Annotated in this window: 6 protein-coding genes, 6 rRNA genes and 2 pseudogenes; 2 read left to right on the top strand and 12 right to left on the bottom strand. The window is 63.0% G+C overall.

What is annotated here, in order from left to right:
• Positions 1-19: 19 nt before the first annotated feature.
• From HNR16_RS10645 to HNR16_RS10680, 8 genes and pseudogenes are all read right to left on the bottom strand, one after another.
• The gene (locus tag HNR16_RS10645; protein ID WP_158040647.1) at positions 20-502 is read right to left on the bottom strand and encodes a hypothetical protein; all 483 of its coding nucleotides are present in this window, start codon (positions 500-502) and stop codon (positions 20-22) included.
• On the bottom strand, positions 499-1,698 hold the full coding sequence (gene mnmA, locus HNR16_RS10650; RefSeq protein ID WP_179558207.1) for a tRNA 2-thiouridine(34) synthase MnmA: 1,200 nt from the start codon (positions 1,696-1,698) through the stop codon (positions 499-501). The genes HNR16_RS10645 and mnmA overlap by 4 nt, the downstream gene beginning before the upstream one ends.
• 84 nt (positions 1,699-1,782) lie before the next feature.
• Positions 1,783-3,693 carry an MDR family MFS transporter gene (locus tag HNR16_RS10655; RefSeq protein ID WP_158040648.1) on the bottom strand — a complete coding sequence of 637 codons (1,911 nt, stop codon included), beginning with the start codon at positions 3,691-3,693 and terminating at the stop codon, positions 1,783-1,785.
• Positions 3,690-4,322: a TetR/AcrR family transcriptional regulator gene (locus HNR16_RS10660; RefSeq protein WP_158040649.1), complete on the bottom strand. Its 633-nt coding sequence runs from the start codon at positions 4,320-4,322 to the stop codon at positions 3,690-3,692. The genes HNR16_RS10655 and HNR16_RS10660 overlap by 4 nt, the downstream gene beginning before the upstream one ends.
• A 345-nt stretch (positions 4,323-4,667) precedes the next feature.
• Positions 4,668-4,784: ribosomal RNA gene (rrf, locus tag HNR16_RS10665) — 5S ribosomal RNA — on the bottom strand.
• Between the two features lie 137 nt (positions 4,785-4,921).
• Positions 4,922-8,029, bottom strand: a 23S ribosomal RNA gene (locus HNR16_RS10670).
• Between the two features lie 407 nt (positions 8,030-8,436).
• Positions 8,437-9,958 (bottom strand): 16S ribosomal RNA (locus HNR16_RS10675).
• The 16S, 23S and 5S rRNA genes sit together here, the layout of an rRNA operon.
• A 665-nt stretch (positions 9,959-10,623) precedes the next feature.
• Positions 10,624-11,410: pseudogene (locus HNR16_RS10680) on the bottom strand (MoaF C-terminal domain-containing protein).
• A gap of 413 nt (positions 11,411-11,823) precedes the next feature.
• Between HNR16_RS10680 and HNR16_RS10685 the strand changes: the two are divergent.
• Both HNR16_RS10685 and HNR16_RS10690 read left to right on the top strand, forming a co-directional pair.
• Positions 11,824-13,380 (top strand): annotated as a pseudogene (locus HNR16_RS10685) (amidohydrolase).
• A complete protein-coding gene (locus tag HNR16_RS10690) occupies positions 13,377-14,582 on the top strand; it encodes an MFS transporter (RefSeq protein ID WP_179558208.1) in 1,206 nt (401 codons plus the stop codon). The pseudogene HNR16_RS10685 and the gene HNR16_RS10690 overlap by 4 nt, the downstream one beginning before the upstream one ends.
• Before the next feature lie 85 nt (positions 14,583-14,667).
• Here the strand turns inward: HNR16_RS10690 and rrf (HNR16_RS10695) are convergent.
• The 4 genes from rrf (HNR16_RS10695) to HNR16_RS10710 all read right to left on the bottom strand — a co-directional run bounded on the left by rrf (HNR16_RS10695) (position 14,668) and on the right by HNR16_RS10710 (position 22,611).
• Positions 14,668-14,784, bottom strand: a 5S ribosomal RNA gene (rrf, locus tag HNR16_RS10695).
• A 137-nt stretch (positions 14,785-14,921) separates the two neighbouring features.
• A 23S ribosomal RNA gene (locus tag HNR16_RS10700) occupies positions 14,922-18,029 on the bottom strand.
• Between the two features lie 407 nt (positions 18,030-18,436).
• A 16S ribosomal RNA gene (locus tag HNR16_RS10705) occupies positions 18,437-19,958 on the bottom strand.
• A 685-nt stretch (positions 19,959-20,643) separates the two neighbouring features.
• Complete coding sequence (locus tag HNR16_RS10710) at positions 20,644-22,611, bottom strand: ABC transporter ATP-binding protein (RefSeq protein ID WP_158039873.1); 1,968 nt, start codon at positions 22,609-22,611, stop codon at positions 20,644-20,646.
• Between the last annotated feature and the right edge of the window lie 78 nt (positions 22,612-22,689).

The following is a 22,689-nucleotide window of genomic DNA, read 5'->3' on the forward strand; positions in this document are numbered from 1 at the left end:
TGGTGCCTGGTGGTGTTCGTCAGGAACGGCCGCGTGCGGTGCGGCGCTCCACGAGCGTGCGCGTCATGACCTTGCGCGTGACGCCGAGGAGCCATTCGCGCTTCTTCTCGAGCTTGTCGGCGTGACGCTTGACGCTCGTCGCCTCGAGGTACGACTGCCAGATGCCGACGGCGGCGATGAGCGCTGCGAACACGGCGAACACGATGCGCCACGTGCCCTCGAGCTGCATGAGCAGGACGGATCCGATGAAGACGACGAATGCGAGGAACGACCAGAAGACGACCGCGAGGATCCAGTCGCGCGCGCCGAACGACCGGGTGGAGGCCGTCGATCGACGGGCGAGGTCGGCTGCCTGGCTGTCGAACTTCGCGAGGAAGTCGCGTTCCCATCGCTCCTCGTCGTCGACGTGACGGTACGACTTCGCCCACGTCTCGACGTTCTCGGTGAGACGGTCGAGCGCCTGGCCGTCCTTCATCGGCTGCTCGCGTCGTTCGCCGCTCATGCGGACTCCCTCCGGGCCTCGGCCGCGTCGTCGGCGATGAGCGACGCGCGCGCGACGTCGGCCGCGACCGTGCGATCGATCGTGAACTGGCCGAGCACGCGCGTGCCGAGGTAGACGACCGCCGTCTGCCCGGGCGCGACGCCGAACAGCGCGTCATCGAGTCGGGCGTGCAACTCGAATCCGGGCTGTGTCGGATCGAGTCGGGCCGCGGGCCCGTCGTGCGCCTCGCTCGGGCGCAGCACGGCGGTCGCGGGAACCGGGTCGGCGTGGGCCCTGATCTGGACCTCGCAGGCGAACGGCACGGCCGGATCGAGCGGCGGCGTGCCGGTCCAGCTGAACCGCTCGCCGGCGATCTGGGAGACCGCGAGGCTCTCACGGGGGCCGACGACGACCTCGTTCTGCTTCGGTCGGATCTCGAGCACGAAACGGGGGCGCCCGTCCGGTGCCGGCCTGCCGATGTGGAGCCCCTTCCGCTGCCCGATCGTGTAGCCGGTCGCGCCGTCGTGGGTGCCGAGCTCGGTTCCGTCGCGGTCGACGATCGGCCCCGGCTCGAGGCCCGCCCGCTCGGCGAGCCAGCCGCGCGTGTCACCGTCGGGGATGAAGCAGATGTCGTGCGAATCGGGCTTCTGCGCGACGGCGAGGCCGCGGCGCGCCGCCTCCTCCCGCACGAGCCGCTTCGACGGGGTGTCGCCGAGCGGGAACAGGCAGTGCGCGAGCTGCTCGGCCGTGAGCACACCGAGCACGTACGACTGGTCCTTCGCGTCGTCCGACGCACGGTGCAGTTCGCGGCCCTCGGTGGTGTCGAGGATCGTCGCGTAGTGGCCCGTGCACACGGCGTCGAAACCGAGCCCGACGGCCTTGTCGAGCAGCGCCGCGAACTTGATCTTCTCGTTGCAGCGCATGCACGGGTTCGGTGTGCGGCCGGCCGCGTACTCGGCCACGAAGTCGTCGACCACGTCGGCCTTGAACCGCTCCGAGAGATCCCACACGTAGAACGAGATGCCGAGGCGATCGGCGGCGCGCCGCGCGTCCATCGAGTCCTCGATCGTGCAGCAGCCCCTGCTGCCGGTGCGGAGCGTGCCGGGCATGCGGGAGAGCGCGAGGTGCACGCCCGTCACCTCGTGCCCGGCCTCGACGGCCCGCGCCGCGGCCACGGCCGAGTCGACGCCACCGCTCATCGCTGCAAGAACCTTCACCGGGCCAGTCTACGTACGACCGACGACACGAACGGTGAACACCGCCTCGCCCCCGGGCGGCCCGCCGCGGACCGGCGCGGCGGATCAGTCCGCTCGCTCGCTCGCGGTTGCTCGAGGTGGACGGCCGCCCTCACGAGCCGATGGGGCCTGTCCCCCGGTCCCGCCGCAGTCGGCCCCGCCACGGGTGGGTGCGGTGTGTGCGTCGCGGCCACACGACGCACGCTCGCTCTCCGCGCCCGCCGTGCGATGCGTCGCCCGCCCGGGCGGGCGACGCCGTGGTGCGACGGCGCGTTCCTTGCCCCCGCCCACGCGTTCCGCGCGGGACCGCGCGCTCGCGTCGGTGACGGGGACGGCACCGGTCGCCGGCATCCCGTCGAGTTCCGGGTGTGTCACCGCGAGGGAGTTCACGTGTCCCTCGTCCTCCGGGCGCTCGGCATCGACCGTCGTCGCGAGCGGTCGTTCGACGACGAACAGCACGGCGACGAAGCCGAGGAGCACGAGGGGTGCGATCCACAGGTAGACGGGCAGCAGCGCCGAGTTGTAGGCCTCGAGCACGATCGAGTGGATCGGCTCGGGGAGCTGGGCGATCACGAGGGGTGTGAACGACGACGTGTCGCCCACGGCGCCGTCGGCCGGGAGGCGGTCCGAGAGTCGATCGGCGAGTCGGCTCGCGAAGAGCGCGCCGACCACCGCCGAGCCGAGCGTCGCACCCACCTGCCGGAAGTAGTTGTTCGCCGCGGTGGCCGTTCCGACCATCGCGTTCGGGAACGCGTTCTGCACGATGAGCGTGAGGATCTGGTTGGACGCACCGATGCCCGTCCCGATCACGCCGAGGGCGACGCATACGACCCACACGGGTGTGTCGACCCCGATGAACGAGAGGCCGACGAGCCCCGCGGCCAGCACTATGGTGCCGATCAGCGGCATGAGCTTGTAGCGGCCTGTACGGGACACGATCTGTCCCGTGACGATCGACGTCGTGAGCAGGCACCCCATCATGGGGATCATGAGGAGGCCGGCGGCCGCCGCACCGATGCCGGTTTCCACCTGCAGGTACGTCGGCAGGTATCCCAGCACGCCGAACATGGCGATGCCGATGACGAGCGAGGCGATCGTCGTGAGGACGAAGTTGCGGTCCCGGAACATCGCGAGCGGCATGATCGGTTCGGATGCCCGGCGCTCGACGAGCGCGAACAGCGCGGCGAACAGCACGCCCGCACCGAGGAGCGCGATGAGCACCGGGGAGTTCCAGGCGAGCGTCGTGCCACCCCAGATGGACACGAGGACGATAGCGGTCGTCGCCGCCGCCAGCACGATCATGCCGAGGAGGTCGACTCGTGCGTCGTGCCGACGCCGCTTGGGGAGTCGGAGGAGGAAGATCGCGCCGAGGAGCGCGGCGAGGCCGAGCGGCAGGTTGAACCAGAACACCCAGCGCCAGCCAGGCCCCTCGGTCAGCCAGCCGCCGAGGAGCGGGCCCGCGACCGAGGAGAAGGCGAAGACGCCGCCCATGATGCCCATGTACTTGCCGCGCTCGCGCGCTGGGACGACGTCGGCAATGGCGGCCTGGGAGAGGATCATGAGCCCACCCCCGCCGAGCCCCTGGACGACGCGGGCGACGACGAGGACCTCGATCGACTGCGCGAGTGCCCCGATCACCGACCCCGCCATGAAGAGCAGGATGGCGGTCACGAGCAGCGGTCGGCGGCCGAAGAGGTCAGAGAGCTTGCCGTAGATCGGCATGACGATCGTCGAGGCGAGGATGAACGAGGTGATGACCCAGCTCATGTGCTCGACGCCGCGCAGCTCGCCGACGATCGTGGGGACGGCACTCGACAGCAGGGTGTTGTTGAGCGAGGCGAGCAACATCGCGAGCATGAGCGAGCAGAAGAGCAGGACGAGCGTGCGGCGGGGCACCGCGGCGCCGTCCGCGGGCGCACCGGCGTGCTGTTCCCGACCCTCGCCCGAGACGGATCGGCCGGCCACGGTCGCGCTCATCGCGTCGCCTCGATGACGGCACGGAACGTCGCGACGGCGCGCTCGAGGCACGCCTCGCGGTCGGCGAGCATACCCTCCGGGTCGCTCACGAACGCGAAGCGGATGATGGTGCTCGCGAGCATGAGGAGCGCACGGGCCGCCTCGACGGGATCGTCGATCCCGCGGCACGCGAGCGGCGTCTCCCCCGCGTCGATGCGTGCACGCAGGTGCGCGAGCGCGTACCCCTCGGCGAGGCCGATGTGGGCCGCGAACCGCTCGCGCAGGCTCGGCGCCCGCTCGATCAGCAACTGCCGGCGTCCACGGAGCGCCGGGTCGAGGAACGTCGCCTCGAGGATGCGGATGAGCACGTGCATCGTCCGCTCGAAGTCGGCCTCGCCGGGTGCCCGGTCGAAGGTCTCGCGCAGCTCGGCGTCGGTGACGCGCGGCTCGGTCATGCCGAGCACCGCGTCCTCCTTCGTCTGGAAGTAGTTGAAGAAGGTGCGACGCGAGCACCCGGCCCGCGCGACCACGGTCTCGACCGTGAGGGCGGCGAGCCCGTTCTCGAGCGTGAGTTCGGCTGCCGCGTCATGGATCGACCGCCACGTCTCAATGCGGTTCCGTTCACGAATGGGCAGCATCGAAGTCGTCACCGAACCATTCTATGCACTCGTGCACTTTTGCACCAGTGCACGCGGGAGGAGACCGCGCCAAGCGAGGCGCCGAGGCGACGATGTCGCACCCGCGGGACGCGGCGCCCGTGGGACGCGGCGCCCGTGGGACGCGCCGACGGCACGACGCTTCCACGCTTCGACGCTTCGACGCTTCAACGCTTCAACGCTTCAACGCTTCAACGCTTCAACGCTTCGACGCTTCGACGCTTCGACGCTTCGAGGGCATGGCACCGCCCTGGAGGAACACCGATGTGCCGGCCACGTGGAAAGTGGTTCGGAAATGCCGAAGGCCCACCCCGTGTCGGGGTGGGCCTTCGAAAAGAAGTCCGGCGGTGACCTACTCTCCCACAGGGTCCCCCCTGCAGTACCATCGGCGCTGAGCGTCTTAGCTTCCGGGTTCGGAATGTGACCGGGCGTTTCCCGCTCGCTATGGCCGCCGAAACACTATGGATAGTGAATCGATACAGACCACACGCGCTGCGTGTGGCGGTTCCGTCCGTCTATCGGGAACCACAAAGTGGACGCGAGCACTCGTCAAGAGTCTCAGTGTTACGTGCACCCCACCACGAATGATGGGTGTTATCAAGTCATCGGCATATTAGTACCGGTCAGCTCCATGGGTCTTTGGTCCCCACTTCCACATCCGGCCTATCAACCCAGTCGTCTACTGGGAGCCTTCACCCCGAAGGGACGGAAATCTCATCTTGAAGCCGGCTTCCCGCTTAGATGCTTTCAGCGGTTATCCGTTCCGAACGTAGCCAATCAGCGGTGCTCCTGGCGGAACAACTGACACACCAGAGGTTCGTCCATCTCGGTCCTCTCGTACTAAAGATAGATCTTCTCAAATTTCCAACGCGCGCAGCGGATAGAGACCGAACTGTCTCACGACGTTCTGAACCCAGCTCGCGTACCGCTTTAATGGGCGAACAGCCCAACCCTTGGGACCTACTCCAGCCCCAGGATGCGACGAGCCGACATCGAGGTGCCAAACCATGCCGTCGATATGGACTCTTGGGCAAGATCAGCCTGTTATCCCCGAGGTACCTTTTATCCGTTGAGCGACAGCGCTTCCACAAGCCACTGCCGGATCACTAGTCCCGACTTTCGTCCCTGCTCGACTTGTCAGTCTCACAGTCAAGCTCCCTTGTGCACTTACACTCGACACCTGATTGCCAACCAGGTTGAGGGAACCTTTGGGCGCCTCCGTTACATTTTGGGAGGCAACCGCCCCAGTTAAACTACCCACCAGGCACTGTCCCTGAACCGGATCACGGTTCGAAGTTAGATATTCAGAATGACCAGAGTGGTATTTCAACAATGACTCCACACACACTGGCGTGCATGCTTCAAAGTCTCCCACCTATCCTACACAAGTCACACCGAATACCAATACCAAGCTATAGTAAAGGTCACGGGGTCTTTTCGTCCTGCTGCGCGTAACGAGCATCTTTACTCGTAATGCAATTTCGCCGAGTTCGCGGTTGAGACAGCTGGGAAGTCGTTACGCCATTCGTGCAGGTCGGAACTTACCCGACAAGGAATTTCGCTACCTTAGGATGGTTATAGTTACCACCGCCGTTTACTGGGGCTTAAATTCAGAGCTTCGCCAAAGGCTGACCCTTCCTCTTAACCTTCCAGCACCGGGCAGGCGTCAGTCCGTATACATCGTCTTGCGACTTCGCACGGACCTGTGTTTTTGATAAACAGTCGCTTCCCACTGGTCTCTGCGGCCCAAACACGCTTTCCCTGCAAGAGGTACTACGCGTCAGGCCCCCCTTCTCCCGAAGTTACGGGGGCATTTTGCCGAGTTCCTTAACCACGATTCTCTCGATCTCCTTGGTATTCTCTACCTGACCACCTGTGTCGGTTTGGGGTACGGGCGACTAGAACCTCGCGTCGATGCTTTTCTTGGCAGCAGAGGATCACCGACTACGTCTTACGACTTCCGCGTCAGATCTCAGGCTATACGAGTGACGGATTTGCCTATCACTCACCCTACATCCTTGCCCGGATTCAACCATTCACCCGGTTCAGCTACCTTTCTGCGTCACACCTGTTAACACGCTAACCGCACCAGATCGGGTCGAGCGCTAGGCCGGCAGCCACCCCGAAGGGCGGAGGCCGGATTCGGACTCTTAGCAGTACTGGATTGATTGGGACGGTTCTTCGTCGGTCACGGGAATATCAACCCGTTGTCCATCGACTACGCCTGTCGGCCTCGCCTTAGGTCCCGACTTACCCAGGGAAGATTAGCTTGACCCTGGAACCCTTGGTCTTTCGGAGGTCGGGTTTCTCACCCGACATTCGCTACTCATGCCTGCATTCTCACTCGTGTAGCGTCCACGGCTGGTTTCCACCGCCGCTTCACTCGCCACACGACGCTCTCCTACCACTCCATACGACTGAACCACAAAGGCTTGTCACAAGTATGAAATCCACGACTTCGGTGGTGTGCTTGAGCCCCGTTACATTGTCGGCGCGGAATCACTTGACCAGTGAGCTATTACGCACTCTTTCAAGGGTGGCTGCTTCTAAGCCAACCTCCTGGTTGTCACTGCAACTCCACATCCTTTTCCACTTAGCACACGCTTAGGGACCTTAGTCGGTGGTCTGGGTTGTTTCCCTCTCGACAATGAAGCTTATCCCCCACTGTCTCACTGCTGCGCTCTCACTTACCGGCATTCGGAGTTTGGCTGACGTCAGTAACCTGTTGAGGCCCATCGGCCATCCAGTAGCTCTACCTCCGGCAAGAAACACGCAACGCTGCACCTAAATGCATTTCGGAGAGAACCAGCTATCACGAAGTTTGATTGGCCTTTCACCCCTATCCACAGCTCATCCCCCCAGTTTTCAACCTAGGTGGGTTCGGTCCTCCACGAGGTCTTACCCTCGCTTCAACCTGGCCATGGATAGATCACTTCGCTTCGGGTCTAGGACATGCGACTGAATCGCCCTATTCAGACTCGCTTTCGCTACGGCTACCCCACACGGGTTAACCTCGCCACATATCGCTAACTCGCAGGCTCATTCTTCAAAAGGCACGCCGTCACACCAACAAGGGTGCTCCGACGGATTGTAAGCAAACGGTTTCAGGTACTATTTCACTCCCCTCCCGGGGTACTTTTCACCTTTCCCTCACGGTACTTGTCCGCTATCGGTCATCTGGGAGTATTTAGGCTTATCAGGTGGTCCTGACAGATTCACACGGGATTTCTCGGGCCCCGTCCTACTTGGGATACTCTCTACGCCATTGAAGCATTTCGGTTACGGGACTCACACCCACTATGGTCAGGCATTCAAACCTGTTCACCTATACTTCGCTGTCACGCTCGCTGCTCGGTAGCGCAGCCAGAAAGTCCCACAACCCCGATCATGCAACCCCTACCAGGTATCACACACGACCGGTTTAGCCTGATCCGCGTTCGCTCGCCACTACTAACGGAATCACTGTTGTTTTCTCTTCCTGTGGGTACTGAGATGTTTCACTTCCCCACGTTCCCTCAACCCGCCCTATATATTCAGGCGGGAGTCACCAGCACACCAAAAGGGTCTGGCGGGGTTTCCCCATTCGGACATCCTCGGATCACAGCCCGTTTATCGGCTCCCCGAGGCTTATCGCAGATTACCACGTCCTTCTTCGGCTCCAGATGCCAAGGCATCCACCGTTTGCTCTTAGAAACTTGATCACCATGAGTAACAAGAAACTATGTTCTTGACCAGTGGCACCCCAAAAAGGGATGTCACATAAGTGACCGCCACGATCCCGAAGAACCACGACGATCTAAGATGCTCGCGTCCACTGTGTAGTTCTCAACATACGGCCGGTCCCGAGCCGAACCACTCAAACCGAGTGACCCCAACACGGGCCGAGAAACCAGCTCCGACACCAAACGGCATCAGGCCCGGTCCCTCAGGACCCAACAGCGTGCACCCAGCAAACCCACCACCAAACCACTTTCCAACCCGAAGGCGTACTCACGACCCAGCAGCAAACCCACCAGAAATGTCAAATGTTCCACCCATGAGCACCAGCGAACGACATTCGCGTCCGATCTGGCCTCTGCCACCCCCGAAGGGGTGCAGTGCTCCTTAGAAAGGAGGTGATCCAGCCGCACCTTCCGGTACGGCTACCTTGTTACGACTTAGTCCTAATCACCGATCCCACCTTCGACGGCTCCCTCCAAAAGGTTGGGCCACCGGCTTCGGGTGTTACCGACTTTCATGACTTGACGGGCGGTGTGTACAAGGCCCGGGAACGTATTCACCGCAGCGTTGCTGATCTGCGATTACTAGCGACTCCGACTTCATGGGGTCGAGTTGCAGACCCCAATCCGAACTGAGACTGGCTTTTTGGGATTCGCTCCACCTCGCGGTATCGCAGCCCTTTGTACCAGCCATTGTAGCATGCGTGAAGCCCAAGACATAAGGGGCATGATGATTTGACGTCATCCCCACCTTCCTCCGAGTTGACCCCGGCAGTCTCATATGAGTTCCCACCATAACGTGCTGGCAACATACGACGAGGGTTGCGCTCGTTGCGGGACTTAACCCAACATCTCACGACACGAGCTGACGACAACCATGCACCACCTGTATACCGACCTTGCGGGGCGACCATCTCTGGCCGTTTCCGGTATATGTCAAGCCTTGGTAAGGTTCTTCGCGTTGCATCGAATTAATCCGCATGCTCCGCCGCTTGTGCGGGCCCCCGTCAATTCCTTTGAGTTTTAGCCTTGCGGCCGTACTCCCCAGGCGGGGCGCTTAATGCGTTAGCTACGACACGGAAACCGTAGAATGGTCCCCACATCTAGCGCCCAACGTTTACGGCATGGACTACCAGGGTATCTAATCCTGTTCGCTCCCCATGCTTTCGCTCCTCAGCGTCAGTAGCGGCCCAGAGATCTGCCTTCGCCATCGGTGTTCCTCCTGATATCTGCGCATTCCACCGCTACACCAGGAATTCCAATCTCCCCTACCGCACTCTAGTCTGCCCGTACCCACTGCAGGCCCGAGGTTGAGCCTCGGGATTTCACAGCAGACGCGACAAACCGCCTACGAGCTCTTTACGCCCAATAATTCCGGACAACGCTTGCACCCTACGTATTACCGCGGCTGCTGGCACGTAGTTAGCCGGTGCTTTTTCTGCAGGTACCGTCACTTTCGCTTCTTCCCTGCCAAAAGAGGTTTACAACCCGAAGGCCGTCATCCCTCACGCGGCGTTGCTGCATCAGGCTTGCGCCCATTGTGCAATATTCCCCACTGCTGCCTCCCGTAGGAGTCTGGGCCGTGTCTCAGTCCCAGTGTGGCCGGTCACCCTCTCAGGCCGGCTACCCGTCGTCGCCTTGGTGAGCCATTACCTCACCAACAAGCTGATAGGCCGTGAGCCGATCCCCAACCGATAAATCTTTCCAGACACAGACCATGCGGCCGCATCTCATATCCAGTATTAGCTCCGATTTCCCGAAGTTATTCCAGAGTCAAGGGCACGTTGCTCACGTGTTACTCACCCGTTCGCCACTAATCCACCAGAGCAAGCTCCAGCATCATCGTTCGACTTGCATGTGTTAAGCACGCCGCCAGCGTTCGTCCTGAGCCAGGATCAAACTCTCCGTAAATGCATAAACCCCAGCCAACCCCCGAAAGAGCCAACCAGGAAACACTACTCACCATCCCGAAGGACAGCAGAGCTGATCTGACCAACAGACCATCATTACTGACAATCAATCAATCCAAAAGGAATCATGACACCCCAAAAACGGGACGCCACGAGGTAAAATTTGGCATTTGACAATGTGCACGCTGTTGAGTTCTCAAGGATCGGACGCTCCCAGCTCACCGACTCACGCCGGATCAACAGGGGCAGCCCCGCCGCCTCGCTCGCTGCCTGTTCGGCTCGCTCCTGAGGGGCGGCGCTTCGTGGTGGGCGACGAGTGATCGTCGCTCAGCCGTGAAGCTCGATGTCGTCCTGCGGGCGTCTCGCCGGGGCGTTTCGCTCCTGCGGGGCAACGAAGGAATACATTACGCGTGAACGGGTGGTCGCGCAAGTGGCCATGTTTCCCGGGCGTGTCGGGGCTGTCGGGGCTGTCGGCGTGGGCGGTCCTGGTCGGTTCGTCCGCCCGTCCGCGCCGACGAGGCACCGATCGGCGGCCGGCCGTTCGCCGCATCGGTTGCCTCGGCTGCCTCGGCTGCACCGCCTGCCGGTCGGAGCGATCGGGCGACGACACCCGGCCGTGTCATCGCCGGCCCGGGACGATGGACGCCGCAGCCGCCCGACGGCACCTCAACCCGCGGGGCCGAGCTCGGTGACGTTGAGGATCTCGAAGCGGGAGCCGACCGGGAAGTTGACGGCACCCTGCAGGTCGAGGTCGGCCTGGCCGAGGATCTTGCCGTCGGTCCGGAGCTGTTCGAGATCGATGAGCAGCAGACCGAGGGTCGGCACGATCTTCTCGCGCCAGACGAACAGCACGAGGCCCTCACGGATCCGGTAGCTCGAGCAGGCGTCGGTGTCGGCGAGCCCGTGCTCCACCCCGGCGCGACAGTGCCACGTGTAGCGCGGGGCCGAGGGAGATGTGCTCGTACGCCTCGGTCGGTGAGTAGCGGTAGAGGTTGCGCATGCCCACGAGCTCGTCGGTGGGCGCATGCAGTTGGCCGTCGGTGCCGTCGATGCGACCGTGCTCCACGTCCGCCGCCACGAACGTCGGTTCCTCACCGCGGCGGACCCGCTCGAGGGCACTGATCGTCGCGTCCTGGGGCCGCGGAAGGCGGGCGAGCACGCGTGTGGCCGCGCCGGAGTCGAGATCGACGACGAGCGTCGTCGACGTGGGCGGCCGGGTGCCGGTGAGTCCGTCGATCAGGACGAGGCCGGAACGGATGCTCGTGATGCGTGCGGTGACCTCCTCGTCGTCGATCGTTGCCGTGTCACCGGCGAACGAGATCGTGAGCGGACCGGACGGGAAGGTCAGGTGCAACGTCCGGCCGTCGAGTTCGGTGCTCGGCCGGAGCGTGTCGGAGCCGTGTGCGAAGCCCTCCCCCAGGTCTCCCACCGAGATGAACGCTGCGTCGGTCATGTGCTGCTCCTCGTGTCGCCGCTCGTGCGCCCGCCGTCGTGACGCGGCATCAGACTACGAACCACGCCGCCACCTGAGTTGACTCTGCGCGCACCGTGCCTGTCGATCCCGGCGAGCGGCTCGTCGTGCGGCGGCGACGCGATCCCGCGACGACAAGCGATACCGGATTCGTATGCCCTCGGTCCAGGGCCGTGCGCGCACGACCAAGAACACGGCGATCGGCCGAGGGTACGTTTCTCGGCAATCGAGCGAGGGGGGTCGACCGTGCGGCAGTGAGGCCGCGACCGGAACACCGCGCCAGCGACACCGTGCCACGGATGCCGCACCGCCGAGGGGAGAGCCGCATGCAGGAGACCACCGTCGTCGTCGGCGAGATCGAGACACTCGATCCCGCCGTCGGACGAACGAACGCGATGCTGATCGAGGGGGGTGTCGTGATCGCGCACGGCGAGGACGCACTCACCCACACCGCCGACCGGCGGGTCGAATCGGACGGCACGGTCGTCCCGGGACTCGTCGACGCCCACAACCACTTCGCCCTCGCGGGGCAGGTCGATCTGTTCGAGTTCGAGCAGCCGCCGACCGCGAGCCTCGACGAGCTGCTCGCCGCACTCCGTGACCATGCGGCGACGCGTCCCGCCGACGCGTGGATCGTGGGCGGCTCGTGGGGATCCGGGCTCCTCGGCGAACTCTCGACGCTGCAGACGCTCGCGCGGCTGGACGATGCCGTCGGAGGTCGCCCCGCCATGCTCCGCGACGACAGCAAGCACAATCGCTGGGCGAGTTCCGAGGCCCTTCGACGGGCCGGGATCACCTCGACGAGCGCGGACCCGCCGGGCGGGGAGGTCCTGCGCACGGACGGACGACCGAACGGGGTGCTCCTCGAGGCGGCGGGCATCGCGGTCGAGCACGCACTCGAGCACGATGAACCGGCATCCGCCGAGCGACTCGCGGGGTCCGCGGAGCGCGCGATCGAGATGCTCCACGCACACGGCATAACCGCCTTCCAGGACGCGGCCTCCTCGCTGCAGCTCCTTCACGCGCTGAAGGCCCTCGACGACGCCGGGCGCCTCCGGGCCTGGGTCGTCACGAGCATGCTCGCGAACGACTTCATCTTCGGCTCCGCCCCGCTCGGTGAGGGCATCATCGTCGACCGGGAGGTGACGGCCTCGCGCCACCACCGGCCCGACTTCATCAAGATCTTCCTCGACGGTGTCCCGCCGTCGCGCACCGGCGCGTTCCTCGAGCCCTATCTGCCGGACGCGTGCGGCCACGTGACGTCGGGCGAACCGACGATGAGCGCCGACGAGCTGCTCGGTTGGATGCGCTCCGCGGCGGAGCGCGGCATCGGCGCGAAGGTGCACTGCACGGGCGACAGATCCGTCCGCATGGTGCTCGACGCGGCCGAGGAACTCGTCGCGAGCGGCCTCCGTGCGCCGTGGCACGTCGCACACGGCCAGTTCGTCGCGGACGACGACATCCCGCGCTTCGCCGAGCTGGGCGTCGTGGCGGAGATCTCCCCCGCGCTGTGGTTCCCGGGCGTCATCCCCGACGCGATCGCGACCGTTCTGCCGGCCGACCGCGCCGGCAGGATGCAGCCGAACCGCTCGTTGCTCGACGCGGGTGCGACCCTCATCGGCGGCTCGGACTGGCCCGTGGCCGTGACCCCGAACCTGTGGTAGGCCGTCGCCGGACTCGTGACCCGCGAGGACCCGTCGGGCACCTTCCCCGGGGCCCTGTGGCCCGAGCAGGCGATCACCGTCGACGAGGCGATCCGCGCCTACACGGTCGACGCCGCCAGGGCACTCGGCCTCGAGGACGTCGCCGGGTCGCTCGCCGTGGGCCGCTCGGCCGACTTCGTGGAGCTCGACGACGATCCGTGGGCCGTCCGGCCGCACGACATCGCCACGATCCAGCCCGTCGCCACGTGGTTCGCGGGCGAACGCGTCTACCGGAAGGCAACATCATGACCACACTCACCACCGACGCCGGGACGACCCGGCGCATCTACCTCGTCACGGGCGTGTTCTCAGCCGTCCTCTACACCGTCCTGCTCGTGGCACCGGCCATCGCGGGCCCACTCATCGAGAAGTTCACGCTGGAGCCCGCCCAGACCGGGCTCCTGTTCTCCCTCGAACTCGGCGCCTTCAGCCTCGCGACCGTCCCCGCGTACCTCTGGCTCACCCGCGTGCCGCTCACATGGGCGGTCGGTGTCTGCACGGTCGTCGTCGCACTCGGGCACCTCACATCCGGCTTCGTGACCGACTTCGGCGTGCTGCTCGTGGTGCGCGTCATCACCTCGCTCGCGGCGGGGTCCATCACGGTCGTCCTGCTCGCGCTCGGGCCACGGACGCGGAACCCGGGACGCGCGTTCGGCATCTTCGTCGTCGCCCAGCTCGCGATGGGGGCGCTCATCCTCGCGCTGTTCCCCATCGTGTTCCTCGGCGCCGGTGTCTCCGCCATCTACTGGACGCTCGCCGGCCTCACCGTGCTCTGTCTGCCCGTCGTTCCGTTGCTCCGGGGCCTCGACGTCGCGACACCGATCGCGGCACGCCGTGACGACGCTCGAGCGAGCATCGTCCCCTTCGCGGCCGGTCTCGGCGCGATCCTGCTCTTCTACGTCGCGCTGAGCGGCATCTGGTCGTTCATGGGCCAGATCTCCGCGGACGCCGAGAACGACCCCGGTGCGACGAGTTTCGTCCTCGCGATCGCGATCGCGACCGCGGCCGGCATCCTCTCGGCGCTCCTCGCCACGGCGCTCGGCGAGAGCCCCCGACGGGGCCTGTACCTCGTCATCGGCCTCGGCGGGATGATCGTCTCCGTGCTCCTCCTGCTCGGGATGCCCGGGCTCGTGCAGTTCACGATCTCGGCACTGCTCTTCAAGTTCATGTGGACGTTCGTGCTGCCGTATCTCCTGTCGGCCGTCGCGGCCCTCGGGGGCGGCCCGCAGACGATGAACACGGTGAACCTCATGATCGGTGGCGGCTTCGCGATCGGCCCGCTCCTCGCGGGGTCGCTCGTCCAGTCGACCGGTGGCTTCTCCGCGATGATCTGGGTCTCCGCCGTGGCACTCGTCCTCGCCCTGGGACTCACCCTCATGCTCACCGGCGGCCGCCTCGTCGACCGGACCGCGCTCCGCACGCCGGAGGCAACGGGCAAACGACCTCGCTGAGGACGCTGCCCGGCAGCAACGCGCATCGAAATGGTCCGGAAATGCCGAAGGCCCACCCCGTGTCGGGGTGGGCCTTCGAAAAGAAGTCCGGCGGTGACCTACTCTCCCACAGGGTCCCCCCTGCAGTACCATCGGCGCTGAGCGTCTTAGCTTCCGGGTTCGGAATGTGACCGGGCGTTTCCCGCTCGCTATGGCCGCCGAAACACTATGGATAGTGAATCGATACAGACCACACGCGCTGCGTGTGGCGGTTCCGTCCGTCTATCGGGAACCACAAAGTGGACGCGAGCACTCGTCAAGAGTCTCAGTGTTACGTGCACCCCACCACGAATGATGGGTGTTATCAAGTCATCGGCATATTAGTACCGGTCAGCTCCATGGGTCTTTGGTCCCCACTTCCACATCCGGCCTATCAACCCAGTCGTCTACTGGGAGCCTTCACCCCGAAGGGACGGAAATCTCATCTTGAAGCCGGCTTCCCGCTTAGATGCTTTCAGCGGTTATCCGTTCCGAACGTAGCCAATCAGCGGTGCTCCTGGCGGAACAACTGACACACCAGAGGTTCGTCCATCTCGGTCCTCTCGTACTAAAGATAGATCTTCTCAAATTTCCAACGCGCGCAGCGGATAGAGACCGAACTGTCTCACGACGTTCTGAACCCAGCTCGCGTACCGCTTTAATGGGCGAACAGCCCAACCCTTGGGACCTACTCCAGCCCCAGGATGCGACGAGCCGACATCGAGGTGCCAAACCATGCCGTCGATATGGACTCTTGGGCAAGATCAGCCTGTTATCCCCGAGGTACCTTTTATCCGTTGAGCGACAGCGCTTCCACAAGCCACTGCCGGATCACTAGTCCCGACTTTCGTCCCTGCTCGACTTGTCAGTCTCACAGTCAAGCTCCCTTGTGCACTTACACTCGACACCTGATTGCCAACCAGGTTGAGGGAACCTTTGGGCGCCTCCGTTACATTTTGGGAGGCAACCGCCCCAGTTAAACTACCCACCAGGCACTGTCCCTGAACCGGATCACGGTTCGAAGTTAGATATTCAGAATGACCAGAGTGGTATTTCAACAATGACTCCACACACACTGGCGTGCATGCTTCAAAGTCTCCCACCTATCCTACACAAGTCACACCGAATACCAATACCAAGCTATAGTAAAGGTCACGGGGTCTTTTCGTCCTGCTGCGCGTAACGAGCATCTTTACTCGTAATGCAATTTCGCCGAGTTCGCGGTTGAGACAGCTGGGAAGTCGTTACGCCATTCGTGCAGGTCGGAACTTACCCGACAAGGAATTTCGCTACCTTAGGATGGTTATAGTTACCACCGCCGTTTACTGGGGCTTAAATTCAGAGCTTCGCCAAAGGCTGACCCTTCCTCTTAACCTTCCAGCACCGGGCAGGCGTCAGTCCGTATACATCGTCTTGCGACTTCGCACGGACCTGTGTTTTTGATAAACAGTCGCTTCCCACTGGTCTCTGCGGCCCAAACACGCTTTCCCTGCAAGAGGTACTACGCGTCAGGCCCCCCTTCTCCCGAAGTTACGGGGGCATTTTGCCGAGTTCCTTAACCACGATTCTCTCGATCTCCTTGGTATTCTCTACCTGACCACCTGTGTCGGTTTGGGGTACGGGCGACTAGAACCTCGCGTCGATGCTTTTCTTGGCAGCAGAGGATCACCGACTACGTCTTACGACTTCCGCGTCAGATCTCAGGCTATACGAGTGACGGATTTGCCTATCACTCACCCTACATCCTTGCCCGGATTCAACCATTCACCCGGTTCGGCTACCTTTCTGCGTCACACCTGTTAACACGCTAACCGCACCAGATCGGGTCGAGCGCTAGGCCGGCAGCCACCCCGAAGGGCGGAGGCCGGATTCGGACTCTTAGCAGTACTGGATTGATTGGGACGGTTCTTCGTCGGTCACGGGAATATCAACCCGTTGTCCATCGACTACGCCTGTCGGCCTCGCCTTAGGTCCCGACTTACCCAGGGAAGATTAGCTTGACCCTGGAACCCTTGGTCTTTCGGAGGTCGGGTTTCTCACCCGACATTCGCTACTCATGCCTGCATTCTCACTCGTGTAGCGTCCACGGCTGGTTTCCACCGCCGCTTCACTCGCCACACGACGCTCTCCTACCACTCCATACGACTGAACCACAAAGGCTTGTCACAAGTATGAAATCCACGACTTCGGTGGTGTGCTTGAGCCCCGTTACATTGTCGGCGCGGAATCACTTGACCAGTGAGCTATTACGCACTCTTTCAAGGGTGGCTGCTTCTAAGCCAACCTCCTGGTTGTCACTGCAACTCCACATCCTTTTCCACTTAGCACACGCTTAGGGACCTTAGTCGGTGGTCTGGGTTGTTTCCCTCTCGACAATGAAGCTTATCCCCCACTGTCTCACTGCTGCGCTCTCACTTACCGGCATTCGGAGTTTGGCTGACGTCAGTAACCTGTTGAGGCCCATCGGCCATCCAGTAGCTCTACCTCCGGCAAGAAACACGCAACGCTGCACCTAAATGCATTTCGGAGAGAACCAGCTATCACGAAGTTTGATTGGCCTTTCACCCCTATCCACAGCTCATCCCCCCAGTTTTCAACCTAGGTGGGTTCGGTCCTCCACGAGGTCTTACCCTCGCTTCAACCTGGCCATGGATAGATCACTTCGCTTCGGGTCTAGGACATGCGACTGAATCGCCCTATTCAGACTCGCTTTCGCTACGGCTACCCCACACGGGTTAACCTCGCCACATATCGCTAACTCGCAGGCTCATTCTTCAAAAGGCACGCCGTCACACCAACAAGGGTGCTCCGACGGATTGTAAGCAAACGGTTTCAGGTACTATTTCACTCCCCTCCCGGGGTACTTTTCACCTTTCCCTCACGGTACTTGTCCGCTATCGGTCATCTGGGAGTATTTAGGCTTATCAGGTGGTCCTGACAGATTCACACGGGATTTCTCGGGCCCCGTCCTACTTGGGATACTCTCTACGCCATTGAAGCATTTCGGTTACGGGACTCACACCCACTATGGTCAGGCATTCAAACCTGTTCACCTATACTTCGCTGTCACGCTCGCTGCTCGGTAGCGCAGCCAGAAAGTCCCACAACCCCGATCATGCAACCCCTACCAGGTATCACACACGACCGGTTTAGCCTGATCCGCGTTCGCTCGCCACTACTAACGGAATCACTGTTGTTTTCTCTTCCTGTGGGTACTGAGATGTTTCACTTCCCCACGTTCCCTCAACCCGCCCTATATATTCAGGCGGGAGTCACCAGCACACCAAAAGGGTCTGGCGGGGTTTCCCCATTCGGACATCCTCGGATCACAGCCCGTTTATCGGCTCCCCGAGGCTTATCGCAGATTACCACGTCCTTCTTCGGCTCCAGATGCCAAGGCATCCACCGTTTGCTCTTAGAAACTTGATCACCATGAGTAACAAGAAACTATGTTCTTGACCAGTGGCACCCCAAAAAGGGATGTCACATAAGTGACCGCCACGATCCCGAAGAACCACGACGATCTAAGATGCTCGCGTCCACTGTGTAGTTCTCAACATACGGCCGGTCCCGAGCCGAACCACTCAAACCGAGTGACCCCAACACGGGCCGAGAAACCAGCTCCGACACCAAACGGCATCAGGCCCGGTCCCTCAGGACCCAACAGCGTGCACCCAGCAAACCCACCACCAAACCACTTTCCAACCCGAAGGCGTACTCACGACCCAGCAGCAAACCCACCAGAAATGTCAAATGTTCCACCCATGAGCACCAGCGAACGACATTCGCGTCCGATCTGGCCTCTGCCACCCCCGAAGGGGTGCAGTGCTCCTTAGAAAGGAGGTGATCCAGCCGCACCTTCCGGTACGGCTACCTTGTTACGACTTAGTCCTAATCACCGATCCCACCTTCGACGGCTCCCTCCAAAAGGTTGGGCCACCGGCTTCGGGTGTTACCGACTTTCATGACTTGACGGGCGGTGTGTACAAGGCCCGGGAACGTATTCACCGCAGCGTTGCTGATCTGCGATTACTAGCGACTCCGACTTCATGGGGTCGAGTTGCAGACCCCAATCCGAACTGAGACTGGCTTTTTGGGATTCGCTCCACCTCGCGGTATCGCAGCCCTTTGTACCAGCCATTGTAGCATGCGTGAAGCCCAAGACATAAGGGGCATGATGATTTGACGTCATCCCCACCTTCCTCCGAGTTGACCCCGGCAGTCTCATATGAGTTCCCACCATAACGTGCTGGCAACATACGACGAGGGTTGCGCTCGTTGCGGGACTTAACCCAACATCTCACGACACGAGCTGACGACAACCATGCACCACCTGTATACCGACCTTGCGGGGCGACCATCTCTGGCCGTTTCCGGTATATGTCAAGCCTTGGTAAGGTTCTTCGCGTTGCATCGAATTAATCCGCATGCTCCGCCGCTTGTGCGGGCCCCCGTCAATTCCTTTGAGTTTTAGCCTTGCGGCCGTACTCCCCAGGCGGGGCGCTTAATGCGTTAGCTACGACACGGAAACCGTAGAATGGTCCCCACATCTAGCGCCCAACGTTTACGGCATGGACTACCAGGGTATCTAATCCTGTTCGCTCCCCATGCTTTCGCTCCTCAGCGTCAGTAGCGGCCCAGAGATCTGCCTTCGCCATCGGTGTTCCTCCTGATATCTGCGCATTCCACCGCTACACCAGGAATTCCAATCTCCCCTACCGCACTCTAGTCTGCCCGTACCCACTGCAGGCCCGAGGTTGAGCCTCGGGATTTCACAGCAGACGCGACAAACCGCCTACGAGCTCTTTACGCCCAATAATTCCGGACAACGCTTGCACCCTACGTATTACCGCGGCTGCTGGCACGTAGTTAGCCGGTGCTTTTTCTGCAGGTACCGTCACTTTCGCTTCTTCCCTGCCAAAAGAGGTTTACAACCCGAAGGCCGTCATCCCTCACGCGGCGTTGCTGCATCAGGCTTGCGCCCATTGTGCAATATTCCCCACTGCTGCCTCCCGTAGGAGTCTGGGCCGTGTCTCAGTCCCAGTGTGGCCGGTCACCCTCTCAGGCCGGCTACCCGTCGTCGCCTTGGTGAGCCATTACCTCACCAACAAGCTGATAGGCCGTGAGCCGATCCCCAACCGATAAATCTTTCCAGACACAGACCATGCGGCCGCATCTCATATCCAGTATTAGCTCCGATTTCCCGAAGTTATTCCAGAGTCAAGGGCACGTTGCTCACGTGTTACTCACCCGTTCGCCACTAATCCACCAGAGCAAGCTCCAGCATCATCGTTCGACTTGCATGTGTTAAGCACGCCGCCAGCGTTCGTCCTGAGCCAGGATCAAACTCTCCGTAAATGCATAAACCCCAGCCAACCCCCGAAAGAGCCAACCAGGAAACACTACTCACCATCCCGAAGGACAGCAGAGCTGATCTGACCAACAGACCATCATTACTGACAATCAATCAATCCAAAAGGAATCATGACACCCCAAAAACGGGACGCCACGAGGTAAAATTTGGCATTTGACAATGTGCACGCTGTTGAGTTCTCAAGGATCGGACGCTCCCAGCTCACCGACTCACGCCGGATCATCAGGGGCAGCCTGGAGACATCCCGTCTCGTTCCGAACGTCGACCGTTCGTCTCGAGCCGGTTGGCTCCGTGGGCTTCGAGGTGCTTCGAGCGTCGAACGCCCTACTTCTTTCGAAGCCGGCCGGGCGGGCCGGAGCGTTTCCGCTCCGTGTGCCTGCCGGGCAACGAGTGATTACTCTACGCAGATGCGCCGAGGCCCGCAAGCCGGAGAACGAAACAAGGCCGCGTGGCCAGTGTTCATGCGGGTTCATCGATGTGGGCCCGGGCGTGTCGACGGACGCTCGGAGCACGCCAGAACGATGCCGGGAGAGCGATGCGGCCGATTCCTGCAGCGGCACGGTCCGTGCGCGCGACGTCCCCGGGTGTCCGCATGCCCGCACGACGATCGCCGCGACGTCGGCGTCGCTGTCGGCGACGAGCCCGTCGGTGCACGGTGTCGCCGGACGGTCACTCGCGGGTCGCGCGTCCCTCGTCCGCCGTCGCGCCGGGCTGCGTCCGTTCGGCACGCGTCGGCTCGCGACCCGCGACCGGGTCCTCGACGTGGTCGGCTTCCTCGCCGTCGACGGCGAGCTCCTGTTCGACGTGCTGTTCGGCGTGCAGGGTCGCGTAGAGGCCACCCCGCTCGATCAGTTCCTCGTGCGTCCCCGACTCGACGATCCGGCCGCGATCGAGGACGTGGATCGTGTCGGCGTGCCGCACGGTCGAGAGTCGGTGGGCGATCGAGAGCACGGTCCGGCCGTGCGATGCCGCGTCGAGTGCTCGCTGGACGTGCCGCTCCGAGAGGGTGTCGAGTGCGCTCGTCGCCTCGTCGAGCACCAGCACCGCCGGGTCCTTCAACAGGACGCGCGCGATCGCGATGCGCTGCTTCTCGCCGCCCGAGAGCCGATAGCCCCGTTCCCCGACGATCGTCGCGTAGCCCTCCGGGAAGGACGCGATCGTCTCGTGGATGTTCGCGCGCCGGCACACGGCCTCGAGTTCGGCGTCGCTCGCCCCGGGCTTCGCGTACCGCAGGTTGTCGGCGATGGAGGCGTGGAACAGGTACGACTCCTGGCTGACCGTCCCGACCGCGTCCACGAGCGAGTCGTGCCGGATCTCCCGGACGTCGTCGCCGGCGAAGCGCACGGCGCCGCCCGACACCTCGTACAGGCGTGCGGCGAGATACGCGATCGTCGTCTTCCCCGCCCCCGACGGCCCCACGAACGCGACGTACTGCCCCGGCTCGACGTGGAACGACACACGATCGAGGGTCGGCACCGCGTCGTCCTCGGCATCAGGATACCGGAACACGACCTCGTCGAACTCGACCTCGCCGAGGCGTGCGTCGTCCACCGGTCGGGCATCGGGGGCGTCACGGATCGCGGGCACGAGATCGAGGTACTCGAAGATGCGCGCGAAGAGCGCCTTCGAGGTCTGGACGTCGAGGGCCATGCGCATGAGCCCGAGCAGCGGCATCGTGAGCCGGGTCTGCACCGTCGTGAAGGCGACGATCGTTCCCGCCGTGATGGGGTTGCCGCCCGTGATGAGGTACGCCGACACGACGTACACGACGATCGGGACGAGACTGAACACGACGGACACGACCGCGAAGAATCCCTGACCGCTCATCGTCTGGCGCACCTGCAGGCCGATCTGCCTGAGGTTCGCCCCGCGGTAGCGCGCCGCCTCGGCGCGCTCCTGCCCGAACGACTTCGCGAGCAGGATGCCCGAGACCCCGAGCGCCTCCTGCGTCATCGCGGTCATGTCGGACAGCGACTCCTGCGTGGCCGTCGCGATGCGCGCACGCACCTGGCCCACGCGCCGCTGGACGAGGACGAGCAGGGGCATGAGGACGAGTGCGACGATCGTGAGCTGCCAGCTGAGCACCGCCATCGAGACGACCGCGGCGATGACCGTCACCGTGTTGCCGACGACGCTCGTGATGAGCGACTGCAGCGTCGACGCCACACCACCCACGTCGTTCTGCAGCCGAGATTGGATGACGCCGGTCTTCGTCCGCGTGAAGAACGCGAGTTCCATGCGCTGCAGGTGCTCGAACAGGCGCACGCGCAGATCACCCATGACCGAGTTGCCGACGCGGGCCGTGAGGTAGCTCTGCCAGATGCCGAGCGCGCTCGACGCGATGAACAGGCCTGCCATCACGAGCACGATCTTCCACAGCGCCGGCAGGTTCGGACCGCCACCGTCGACCGGGAACAGCCCCTCGTCGAACGCGCGCTGGGTGAGGAGCGGCGGGAGGACGGAGATGCCCGCGGTGACGAGCACGAGTGCGATCGCGACGGCGATGAGGGCGCGATAGGGCCGGAAGAGCCCACCGATGCGCCGCCAGAGCCCGCGGATGCGCGGTGCATCGGCATTCGCCTGTCGCTGCGCGCGTTCGTCGCGCACCCCGACGCGCGCCCCGGGCCCGCCTCGCATCGTCACGCCGCCAACAGTAGTTGTGCGGGGGATCCTGTTCCTGGCCGTCCGAGATCGCCGGTGCCGCCGAGATCGCCG

This window comes from Pseudoclavibacter chungangensis, assembly GCF_013410545.1.
Lineage (GTDB): Bacteria > Actinomycetota > Actinomycetes > Actinomycetales > Microbacteriaceae > Pseudoclavibacter > Pseudoclavibacter chungangensis.

What these genes read in the sequence shown, in the direction of transcription:
- HNR16_RS10655 (WP_158040648.1), bottom strand. Translation starts at nt 3,693, where the DNA reads ATGAGCGCGACCGTGGCCGGCCGATCCGTCTCGGGCGAGGGTCGGGAA.
- HNR16_RS10690 (WP_179558208.1), top strand. Translation starts at nt 13,377, where the DNA reads ATGACCACACTCACCACCGACGCCGGGACGACCCGGCGCATCTACCTC.
- HNR16_RS10710 (WP_158039873.1), bottom strand. Translation starts at nt 22,611, where the DNA reads ATGCGAGGCGGGCCCGGGGCGCGCGTCGGGGTGCGCGACGAACGCGCG.
- HNR16_RS10645 (WP_158040647.1), bottom strand. Translation starts at nt 502, where the DNA reads ATGAGCGGCGAACGACGCGAGCAGCCGATGAAGGACGGCCAGGCGCTC.